The organism is Nocardioides pocheonensis (genome assembly GCF_003725535.1).
Lineage (GTDB): Bacteria > Actinomycetota > Actinomycetes > Propionibacteriales > Nocardioidaceae > Marmoricola > Marmoricola pocheonensis.
Window position 1 is genome coordinate 21,814 of the sequence record NZ_RJSF01000043.1, and the last position, 9,980, is coordinate 31,793.

Sequence of the window (9,980 nt, forward strand, 5' to 3'; positions counted from 1 at the left end):
GGGGTGTGGCGCGGGCGGGGTCCTGGTGTCGTCCGCCGGCTTCCTGGCTGGTTGAGGTGCGAGCGCCAGCGAGCCTCGAAACCTCTGGCAGTGCCGGGGGGACCGCGGCGACGAAGGCGTGTGCTGCGGGCCGGGTCCGCGGGTCGGCCGCCGGTCCCCGGCTGGTTGAGCCTGCCGAAACCAACCACCAAGATCCTCGAGAATTCTTCGGAATCCCTTACCAGCAAGGGGTTCTGGGCCCGAAAGTGTCGGTGGTCACCCCTAGATTCAGACCATGATCTCGGGACCCACCACCGACCTCGACGCCACCGCGGTGCTGGCGGTCGCGCGTCGGGCTCGGGCTGCAGCGAACGCCGCTGAGGCCGAGTTGCTGGCCTCCGCCGTGGAGTGGGCTCGATTGCACGAGGTCGGCGATCTCGACGACGCAGCCACCTGGTGGGCGGGTCGGGGTCAGGACACCGGGATTCCCATCGCCGGTGAGGGCGCACCCCTGGTGAGCGAGTTCGCCGTGCTGGAGTTCGCCTCCGCCCTCGGGATGTCGGCCGAGTCCGGCCGGATGCTGATGGCCCAGGCGCTGGAGCTCGCCCACCGACTGCCTCGGGTGTGGGCCAGGGTGCAGGCCGGGTCGTTGGCGCCGTGGCGGGCCCGCCGGATCGCCGAGCAGACCCTGATCCTGTCCCTGGAGGCGGTCGCGTTCGTCGACGTCCAGGTGGCGCCGTTCGCCCACAAGACCGGCCCTGCGCAGACCCAGCGGCTGGTGGAGACGGCGATCGCGCGCCACATGCCGGCCCACGCCGCCGAGCAACGCGAGCGGGCAGCGGAGCAACGGCACTTCACCATCGACCACGACCAGGTCTCGTTCGCCGGCACGTCCCGCGTCCACGGCGAGCTCGACCTCGCTGATGCGCTGGACCTGGAGGACGCGGTTCGGCTTGGTGCCGAGCAGCTCAAGGCGCTCGGCAACGACCAGTCGCTGGACGTACGTCGATCGCTGGCGGTCGGGATGCTGGCACGAGGGCAGCAGGCGTTGGAGTTCGACGCTTCGGGTGAGGTGGTTCCGGCAGGCTCGACCACCCAGGGCTCAGGCTCGACCACCCAGCGGCGGCGAGACGTGGTGCTGTACGTGCACCTCTCCGAAGAAGCCCTCCGCGCCGGTGACCGCAACGCCCCAGCCTGGCTGGAGAACGCCGGTGGGCAGCTGGTCACCGCCGGGCAGGTCGCGCAGTGGTGTGGGGTTTCGGCAGGCTCAACCACCATCGCCGGCCCGACCATCATCGACGGCCCGACCATCATCGACGGCCCGACCACCATCCACGGCCCGACCACCAAGGTGATCGTGAGGCCGGTCATCGACCTGCACCAGACCCACTCCACCGACGCCCACGCAGTGCCCGACCGGATCGCCGAGCACGTCCGCCTCCGCGACCGCACCTGTGTGTTCCCGTGGTGCCAGCGGCCCGCGCGGTCCTGCGACCTCGACCACGTCGACCCCTATCGGGAGAGCGGTCCGCCTGCTCAGACCTCGACGCTGAATCTCGCGCCGCTGTGTCGCCGCCACCACCGGCTGAAGACCCACGGCGGCTGGACCTACACGATGGTCGAGCCCGGCACCTACGTGTGGCACAGCCCCCGCGGACACTCCTGGCTGCGCGACGCCACCGGCACCACGGACCTGAGCCCGCCGCCGGTCGAGCCACCGAGGCAATAGGGACCCCGCCCCGCACCCGGCGCACGCGCCGGGCCGTCGGCATGCCTGCAGGCGCCGACACGGCGTACCGTCCGTCAATGCCGTTCTTCAAGCGCTCCGGTCCCGAGCCCACGCCGGATCCCGACCTGCCGTTGACCACGGAGCAGGCTCGCCGCCTGCGCGCCCTGGTGCGCGCCGCCTTCGCCGAGACCGGGGTCGAGGTGGTCGTGCACCCGGGCCATGTCGAGGACGACCAGGGTGCCAAGTACGGGCTCTGGAACGTCGCGGCGGCCTGCAACGACGTGCCCGAGGCGGAGTGGGCGTCGATCGTCCGGGCGCACGTGAGCCGGCTCGGCAGGACGGGCGACGTGGAGACGATGAGCGAGGACGAGCTCCGACGAGCCGTCTACTTCCGGCTGGTGGAGTCGGCATCACTCCCGGACCTGACGTGGCACCCGTCGGCCGACCGGTACGGCGACGGCCTGACCGCGGTGCTCTCGGTCGACCTTCCGGAGACCGTCAGCACGCCGCAGGAGGAGTTCTGGAGCGCGCGCGGCGGCTACGAGCGCTGGCGTGACACCGGTCGCGCCAACGTCCGTGCGCTGCTGATCTCCGACGAGCTGGAGCACGCGCGGATCGCGCCTCCCGACGGTGCGGGCGCCTTCGACGTGGTGCTCGGAGAGTCGTTCTTCACGGCCAGCACGGCGCTGCTGCCCGACGATCTGGTACGCCGGTTCGCTCCGGGGGCCGAGGCGTCCCGGGGGATGCTGCTGGTGGTGCCGTTCCGCCACCAGGTGGCGTTCCGGGTGCTCGACGGCACGCAGGACGGCGTGCTCGCGCTGAACAACCTCTTCAACTTCGCGATGCAGGGCTTCAACGAGGCGCCGGGCCCGCTGAGCCCCCACGTGTTCTGGGTCGTCGAGGGTCGCTGGCGCCAGGTGACGCAGTTCGTGGACGGCCAGCCCCAGGTGCAGGTCGACGACGACCTCGCCGCCGCGCTCGGCGCCCTCGGCGGCTGAGCTGCCTCAGCCGTGGTGCGTGGCGCACCACGCGTCGCGGTTCGGCGACGAGGCGGCGAGGAAGATCGGCACCAGCTTGATCATCCGGGCCTGCGTCGCGGCGTACTCGGCGATGTCCTGCTCGACCACCTGGCGCAGCACCGGGTTGCCACGCGTGGCGGCGAGGGCCTCGGCGTGCCGCCAGACCATCTCGCGCCACCCGCGCATGATCGTGCTGACCACGAGGTCGTCGACCGGACCGAGGTCGTACCGGTTGAACATCGGGTCGAAGCGGGCCGCCTCCTCGTCGAAGACCGGGTGGTAGAGCGAGTCGAGGCGGTCGTTGTAGGCGTTGTGGTCGGGCTTGTGGCTGGTGCCGTCGGCCGCCGTCAGGCCCACCTTCTCCAGCACGTAGGGGAAGTCGTTGTTGATGTGGGCGTTCATGTTCAGCATGAAGTCACCGAGTCCGGACATCGTCCGGTCGTCGGCGGCGCGGAGGGCGATCCGCCACGCGGGCGGCACGGTCGTGGTGCGACCCGCGAACCAGGCGTCCATCGTGTCGAAGTACTTCTGCGCGAACACCGCGTCGACCTGGGTGAGCCAGGCGCGGTCGTGGAAGTAACCGCTGTCCGCCGCGGCCTTCACGTTCTGCGTGACCCGCAGGTAGGCGAGGGAGAAGATCGCGTGGTGGCTGCAGCTCGCCGCGAGCGGGGCGAGACGATCCTGCATCTCGGTGATCACGTCGACGATGCACTGCGGGTCGCCGTTCGCGCAGATCGGGCCGACGTAGGGCCGGTACGGCGTGGGCAGCGCAGCGAGCAGGGCGATCAGCGGGTCCTCGATCGCCGGGCTGAGCAGCTGGGCGAGCGGATCGGTGTCGTCCGCCTGCGCCGGCGGGCCGGCGAGGGAGAGCACCAACGTGGCGGTGAGACCGAGCGCCGCGGCGCGGAGGGCGCGACCCGGGAGCGAGCGCAGCTGCATGTGCTGACCAACGACCCCCACGGGGTCCGGCTACGCCCCGCCGCGGTCTAGGCTCGCGACCGTGACCCAGGGATCTCGACAGGATCGATCACCGAAAGCAGAGCACCGACAGAAGTCCGGGTTCGAGACGCGTGCGATCCACGCGGGCTACGAGCCGGACGAGGCCACCGGAGCGGTGATCCCACCGATCTACGCGACCAGCACCTACAAGCAGGACGGCGTCGGCGGGCTGCGTGGCGGCTACGAGTACAGCCGCTCCGCGAACCCCACCCGCACCGCCCTCGAGGGCAACCTCGCGGCGCTCGAGGAGGGCGAGAGGGGGTTCGCGTTCGCCTCCGGGCTCGCGGCGGAGGACACGCTGCTGCGCTCCCTGATGAGTCCCGGCGACCACCTGGTCATCCCCGACGACGCGTACGGCGGCACCTTCCGCCTCATCGACAAGGTCGCCCGGCCCTGGGGCCTGGAGCACAGCCCCGCGGCGGTCTCCGACGTCGACGCGGTGCGCGCCGCGATCCGGCCCGGGCAGACCAAGCTGGTCTGGGTCGAGACGCCGACGAACCCCCTGCTCAACATCGGCGACATCGAGGCGCTCGCCGCGGTCGCCCACGACGCCGGCGCCCTCCTCGTCGTCGACAACACGTTCGCCTCGCCGTACCTGCAGCAGCCGCTGGCCCTCGGTGCGGACGTCGTCGTGCACTCGACCACCAAGTACTGCGGCGGGCACTCCGACGTCGTCGGCGGTGCCCTCGTGGTGCGCGACCTCGACCTCGCCGAGCGGATCGGCTTCCACCAGAACGCCATGGGTGCGGTCGCCGGGCCGTTCGACGCCTGGCTCGTGCTCCGCGGGCTCAAGACCCTCGGCGTGCGGATGGACCGGCACTGCGACAACGCCGAGAAGGTGGTCGAGTTCCTCGTCGCCCACCCGCAGGTGGCCGAGGTGATCTACCCGGGCCTGGAGACGCACCCGGGTCACGCCGTCGCCTCGCGGCAGATGAAGAGGTACGGCGGGATCGTGTCCTTCCGCGTGCGCGGCGGCGAGGAGCAGGCCCTCGCCGTCTGCGGCCGGGCCGAGGTCTTCACGCTGGGCGAGTCGCTCGGCGGTGTCGAGTCGCTGATCGAGCACCCCGGGCGGATGACCCACGCCAGCGTCGCCGGCACCGATCTCGAGGTGCCGCCCGACCTGATCCGGCTCAGCGTCGGCATCGAGACGGTCGACGACCTGCTCGCCGACCTCGAGCGAAGCATCGGCTGAGGGACGCTCCGGTGCCCGAGCCCGACGTGAGGTTCAGCCTCGCCAACGAGCGGACGCTGCTTGCCTACCAGCGCACGGCGATCGGCCTGATCGCCGCTGCGGTCGCGGTCGTGCACTTCCTCGACCGCGAGGCGTTCGCGCTCACCCTGGCGGCGATCCTCCTGCTCAGCGGCGGGGTCGCGGCGGTCGGCGGCTACCAGCGCTACCGCGCGGCGGAATCGGCGATCCGAGAGGGTCGGCCGCTGCCTGCGGGGCAGACCCCGGTCCTGATCACGCTGGGCCTCGTCCTCTGCCTGGTGGTCGCGGTGGCGTACGTCGTCGTCACGGCCGGATGACCGCCCCGAGCAGCGACTGGGTCGTCTGCGTCGACTTCGGGTCGACGTTCACCAAGGCAGCCCTCGTCGACACCGGTGCCGGAGAGCTGCTGGCGACCACCCAGCACCGCACCACCCTGCCCGGGCCGACCGGGGGAGACGTCCTCGACGGGTACGACGCGTGCCTGGCCGCGCTCGAGCAGGAGCACCCCGGCGCCGCGGACGCGCGCACGCTGGCCTGCTCGTCGGCCGGCGGTGGCCTGCGGGTGGCGGTGCTCGGCAACGAGGCGCTGGTCACCGCGGAGGCCGGCCGCCGCGTCGCGCTCTCGAGCGGCGGCAAGGTCGTCGTCGTGCTCGGGTCCGACCGCGCCTCCGGTGAGCTCGCCGCGGCGTTCGCCGAGACCCGGCCCGACGTCCTGCTGCTCACCGGCGGCACCGACGGCGGCGACCGCGAGTCCGTGGTGGCCGCCGCGGCCGAGGTCGCGGCCAGCGGTTGGCGCGGCCCGGTGGTGGTCGCGGCGAACCGCGACGCGCAGGAGACGGTCGTCGGCCTGCTCGCCGACGTCTCGCACGTGGTCGCCGACAACGTCGTGCCGCGCATCGGCGTGCTCGCCCCCGAGTCGGCCCGCCGGGCGATCCGCGAGGTGTTCCTCAGCCACGTGATCGGCGGCAAGCACCTGAGTGCCCGGACCACGCGCGCCGGCCAGACCTTCGCGTCGATGGTGCGGGGGGCCACCCCCGACGTGGTGCTGACCGGGGTGGAGCTCCTGGCCGCGCAGCTCGACACCAGCGTGCCCGGTGGCGGCGTGGTGGTCGTGGACATCGGCGGTGCCACCACCGACGTGCACTCGGTGGTGGTCCTCGACCCGGAGGAGGCGGGCCTCTCGCGCGAGGTGGTCGCGACGACGCCGGTCACGCGGACCGTCGAGGGGGACCTCGGCATGCGCTGGAGCGCCGCGACCACCGCCGAGGCGGCCGCCGAGGCCGGGCTCGCCCTCCCCGCCGACGCCGTACGCCGGGCCGCCGACCCGGCGTACCTGCCCGAGGACGAGGACGAGCGCGCCGGCGACGAGGCACTCGCGACCGCCGCGGGCCTGCTCGCCGTGCGGCGCCACGTCGGCCGCTCGCGCGTGGTCCTCTCGCCGGAGGGCAGGGTCGTCGAGCGCACCGGCAAGGACCTGCGGGCCGTCGAGCTCCTCGTCGGCTCGGGGGGAGTGCTGCGGGCAGCCGACCCGGCGCGGGCCCGGCGCATCCTCGCGGCCGCGACCGGCCGGGACCCGGAGGGCTGGCAGCTCCCCGAGGATCCCCGGATCGTGGTCGACCGCGACTACGTGCTGGCCGCCGCCGGACTCCTCGCCCTCGACGGCGACGCGGCGCGTGCACAGGCCGAGCACCTGCTCTGCAATAGCCTGTCGAGGTGGCGATGAAGCGGGAGAGGCGCGACCGGCAGGCGCGCGAGGAGGCCGAGGTCGCCGCGGACGACGCCGTCCACGACGCGGAGCAGGAGGCCGAGGAGCGGTTGCGGCAGCGCGTGCTCCAGCAGCTGGCGCACCAGTGGGAGCAGGTGCGCGAGGCGCGTCGCCGCGAGGAGCCGGTGATCGAGACCGGCCCGTCGAACTTCTCCCGCGCCCAGGTTCCCTGGGCCTACGACCTGGCCGCGGCGTGGGCGTGGCGGTTCATCGTCATCGTCGTCGCGCTGCTGATGGTGCTGTGGACGCTGAAGTTCTTCGTGGTCGTGGTGTTCCCGGTCGTGATCGCGCTGTTCATCGCCGCCCTCACCGCGCCCGTGGTCGGCCTGCTGGAGCGGTTCTACGTGCCGCGCAAGCTGGCGGCGCTGCTCGTCGTGGTCGGGGGCATCGCCATCGTCGCGCTGCTGCTCACCTTCGTGGGCCAGCAGGTCGCCTCCAGCATCGACCAGCTCTCCGAGAAGGTCTCCGGCGGCCTCGGTGAGATCGAGCACTGGCTCCAGACCGGTCCGCTGCACGCGAGCCACTCGCAGATCAACACGTGGATCGGCAACGCGCAGGACTGGATCCAGAAGCAGGGCAAGGACCTCGGCACCCACGCCACCGAGCTCGGCACCGCGCTCAGCCACATCCTCGCCGGGTTCTTCATCATCCTGTTCTCGACGTACTTCTTCCTCGCCGACGGCCACCTGATCTGGGCCTGGGTGGTGCGGATCTTCCCCCGCGCCGCACGGTCCCGGGCCGACTCCTCCGGGCGGGTCGCCTGGCACTCGCTGACCCAGTTCGTGCGCGCCACGGTGCTGGTCGCGGGCACCGACGCGATCGGCATCATGGTCGCCGCGTTCATCCTGAACGTGCCGCTGGTCAGCGCGATCGGCGTGCTGGTGTTCCTGGGCGCCTTCGTGCCGCTGGTCGGGGCGTTCCTCTCCGGCACCGTGGCCGTGCTGGTCGCCCTGGTCGCGCAGGGGCCGATCGTGGCGCTGCTCATGCTCGGCGGTGTCGTGATCGTCCAGCAGATCGAGGCGCACGTGCTCCAGCCCTTCCTGATGGGGCGGTTCGTCTCGGTGCACCCGCTGGGCGTGATCCTCGCGATCGCGATGGGGGCGATCGTGGCGGGCATCGTCGGGGCGCTCGTGGCGGTGCCGCTCGCGGCCGCCCTGAACGCCGTGGTGCAGCACCTCGCCGTCTACACCGAGGTGGGCGAGTCGGGTGAGGAGGCGGCCGCGGACGACGTCGCCGCCGACCCGGTGCTCGCTGCCGAGAGCCAGGCCGCGGACCGGGAGGAGCAGTGATGGGTGCGGTGTCCATGGCCGACGTCGAGGCGGCCGCCGAGCTGCTGAAGGGCGTCGCGATCAGGACGGCGATGGAGGAGTCGCGGTGGCTCTCCTCGGCGGTGGGCGGCCCGGTGCTGCTCAAGTGCGAGAACCTCCAGCGCACCGGCTCGTTCAAGATCCGCGGCGCCTACGTGCGGATGTCCCACCTGTCGGAGGAGGAGCGCGCGCGCGGCGTGGTCGCCGCCTCGGCCGGCAACCACGCCCAGGGGGTCGCGCTGGCCGCCCAGATGCTCGGCATCAAGGCCACGGTGTTCATGCCCGAGGGAGCGCCGATCCCCAAGCTCAACGCCACCCGCGGCTACGGCGCCGAGGTGATCTTCCACGGCGCGATCCTCGACGAGGCGCTCAAGCGCGCGATCGCGTACGCCGAGGAGACCGGCGCCGTGCTGATCCACCCGTTCGACCACGCCGACATCGTCGCCGGGCAGGCCACCTGCGGGCTCGAGATCCTGGAGCAGGCACCGCAGGCGGCCAGCGTGATCGTGCCGACGGGGGGCGGCGGGCTGATCGCCGGCATCGCGCTCGCGATCAAGTCCCACCGGCCCGACATCAAGGTGATCGGCGTGCAGGCCGAGGGCGCCGCGGCGTACCCGGGCTCGCTGGAGGCCGGCGCACCGGTGGCGCTGGAGTCGATGAGCACGATGGCCGACGGCATCGCGGTCGGCTGCCCCGGCGCGATCCCGTTCGCGGAGATCGTGGACCACGTCGACGACATGATCACGGTCTCGGAGGAGTCGATCTCACAGGCGCTCGTGCTGCTCCTGGAGCGCGCCAAGATGGTCGTCGAGCCGGCCGGCGCCGTCGCGGTGGCGGCGATCCGCGACCATCCCGACCGGTTCCCGACCCCGGCGGTCGCGGTGCTGTCCGGCGGCAACATCGACCCGCTCCTGCTGGGCAAGGTGATCCGGCACGGCATGGCGTCCGCGGGGCGCTACCTGAACATCCGGGTGCGGATCCCGGACCGCCCCGGCGGCCTCGCCCGGCTGCTCAGCGACCTCGCGCGCGAGGGGGCGAACGTGCTCGAGGTGGTGCACCAGCGCACCTCGATGGCGCTCAGCATCGACGAGGTCGAGGTGCACGTGCAGGTCGAGACCCGCGGCCCCGAGCACGCCGAGGCAGTGCTGTCGCGGCTCCGCGACGACGGCTACCGGGTCAGTCAGCCCTCGTAGGGACGCGCCTCGACGATCTCGACCTTGAGGGTCTTGCCGTTCGGGGCGACGTACTCGACGGTGTCGCCCTTCTGCTTGCCGTTGATCGCCTCGCCCAGTGGCGACTGCGGGGAGTAGACCTCGAGGTCGTCGTCGTCGCCCTTCATCTCTCGGGCGCCGAGCAGGAACCGCTCCTCCTCGTCGTCGCCGACGAAGCGGTAGGTGACCACCATGCCGGGCTCGACGATGCCGTCGTCGGCAGGGGTCTCGCCCACCTGGGCGCGCTTGAGCATGTCCTCGAGCTGGGCGATGCGGCCGTCGAGCTTGCCGAGCTCCTCGCGGGCGGCGTGGTAGCCGCCGTTCTCCTTGAGGTCGCCCTCGTCGCGGGCGTCGCTGACCTTCTGGACGACGGCGGCCCGCCCGGGCCCGCGGAGCTCCTCGAGCTCAGCCTGCAGCGCGTCGTACTTGGCCTGGGTCAGCCAGACGGTGGTGCGCTCGTCAGCCTGGGTCATGGGTGGTCACTCCTGTGTCGCTGGTGGCGGTCGGTCATGTCTGCGGTGGTCTCCCCGGCGACCTCTCAGGCGGTCGTGGCCCGCACGGGATCGCTCGACCGTGCGGTGGAGAGAAGGAGCAAGCCTACCAAGCGGGTCGGTCGGCGGCTCAATCGTCGCAGCGTACGACGGTCGCCGTCGTCGCGCGGCGCTCGGTCCGCACCGAGATCCACTGCCCCTGCTTCGCGCGCAGGTCGGCGGCGCTGAGGTTGAGCTCGCCGACGATCGTGTGGTCCTGCGCGGTGGCCC

9 protein-coding genes are annotated in these 9,980 nt (G+C 72.3%); 7 read left to right on the forward strand and 2 right to left on the reverse strand.

The window, feature by feature from the left end:
- The first annotated feature begins 274 nt into the window (after nt 1-274).
- Nucleotides 275-1,708 (forward strand): HNH endonuclease signature motif containing protein, encoded by a 1,434-nt coding sequence (locus EFL26_RS16085; RefSeq protein WP_123223935.1) that lies wholly within the window; start codon nt 275-277, stop codon nt 1,706-1,708.
- 77 nt (nt 1,709-1,785) lie between these two features.
- A complete protein-coding gene (locus tag EFL26_RS16090) occupies nt 1,786-2,706 on the forward strand; it encodes a hypothetical protein (RefSeq protein WP_123223936.1) in 921 nt (306 codons plus the stop codon).
- Between the two features lie 6 nt (nt 2,707-2,712).
- Here the strand turns inward: EFL26_RS16090 and EFL26_RS16095 are convergent, their stop codons facing one another.
- Nucleotides 2,713-3,687 carry a DUF5995 family protein gene (locus EFL26_RS16095; RefSeq protein ID WP_148046741.1) on the reverse strand — a complete coding sequence of 325 codons (975 nt, stop codon included), beginning with the start codon at nt 3,685-3,687 and terminating at the stop codon, nt 2,713-2,715.
- Between the two features lie 40 nt (nt 3,688-3,727).
- Here EFL26_RS16095 and EFL26_RS16100 point away from each other — a divergent pair, with 40 nt between their 5' ends.
- From EFL26_RS16100 to ilvA, 5 genes are read left to right on the forward strand one after another with little or no spacing between them, the layout of a single operon-like run.
- The gene (locus EFL26_RS16100) at nt 3,728-4,918 is read left to right on the forward strand and encodes a cystathionine gamma-synthase (RefSeq protein ID WP_123223938.1); all 1,191 of its coding nucleotides are present in this window, start codon (nt 3,728-3,730) and stop codon (nt 4,916-4,918) included.
- Between the two features lie 11 nt (nt 4,919-4,929).
- Nucleotides 4,930-5,253 (forward strand): YidH family protein, encoded by a 324-nt coding sequence (locus tag EFL26_RS16105; protein ID WP_221176996.1) that lies wholly within the window; start codon nt 4,930-4,932, stop codon nt 5,251-5,253.
- Nucleotides 5,250-6,659, forward strand: coding sequence for a glutamate mutase L (locus EFL26_RS16110; RefSeq protein ID WP_123223940.1), 1,410 nt, complete (start codon nt 5,250-5,252; stop codon nt 6,657-6,659). The genes EFL26_RS16105 and EFL26_RS16110 overlap by 4 nt, the downstream gene beginning before the upstream one ends.
- Complete coding sequence (locus EFL26_RS16115; RefSeq protein WP_123223941.1) at nt 6,656-7,990, forward strand: AI-2E family transporter; 1,335 nt, start codon at nt 6,656-6,658, stop codon at nt 7,988-7,990. Before EFL26_RS16110 ends, EFL26_RS16115 begins: the two co-directional genes overlap by 4 nt.
- The gene (gene ilvA / locus EFL26_RS16120) at nt 7,990-9,201 is read left to right on the forward strand and encodes a threonine ammonia-lyase (protein WP_123223942.1); all 1,212 of its coding nucleotides are present in this window, start codon (nt 7,990-7,992) and stop codon (nt 9,199-9,201) included. Before EFL26_RS16115 ends, ilvA begins: the two co-directional genes overlap by 1 nt.
- Here ilvA and greA read toward each other — a convergent pair.
- Nucleotides 9,189-9,692, reverse strand: a complete 504-nt coding sequence (greA, locus tag EFL26_RS16125; RefSeq protein ID WP_123223943.1) for a transcription elongation factor GreA — start codon at nt 9,690-9,692, stop codon at nt 9,189-9,191. The two genes, ilvA and greA, sit on opposite strands and share 13 nt — an antisense overlap.
- Between the last annotated feature and the right edge of the window lie 288 nt (nt 9,693-9,980).

Excerpts from the sequence above, each read along its gene's own strand:
- EFL26_RS16090 (WP_123223936.1), top strand. The coding sequence starts at position 1,786 with ATGCCGTTCTTCAAGCGCTCCGGTCCCGAGCCCACGCCGGATCCCGAC.
- greA (WP_123223943.1), bottom strand. The coding sequence starts at position 9,692 with ATGACCCAGGCTGACGAGCGCACCACCGTCTGGCTGACCCAGGCCAAG.
- EFL26_RS16110 (WP_123223940.1), top strand. The coding sequence starts at position 5,250 with ATGACCGCCCCGAGCAGCGACTGGGTCGTCTGCGTCGACTTCGGGTCG.
- EFL26_RS16085 (WP_123223935.1), top strand. The coding sequence starts at position 275 with ATGATCTCGGGACCCACCACCGACCTCGACGCCACCGCGGTGCTGGCG.
- EFL26_RS16115 (WP_123223941.1), top strand. The coding sequence starts at position 6,656 with ATGAAGCGGGAGAGGCGCGACCGGCAGGCGCGCGAGGAGGCCGAGGTC.
- ilvA (WP_123223942.1), top strand. The coding sequence starts at position 7,990 with ATGGGTGCGGTGTCCATGGCCGACGTCGAGGCGGCCGCCGAGCTGCTG.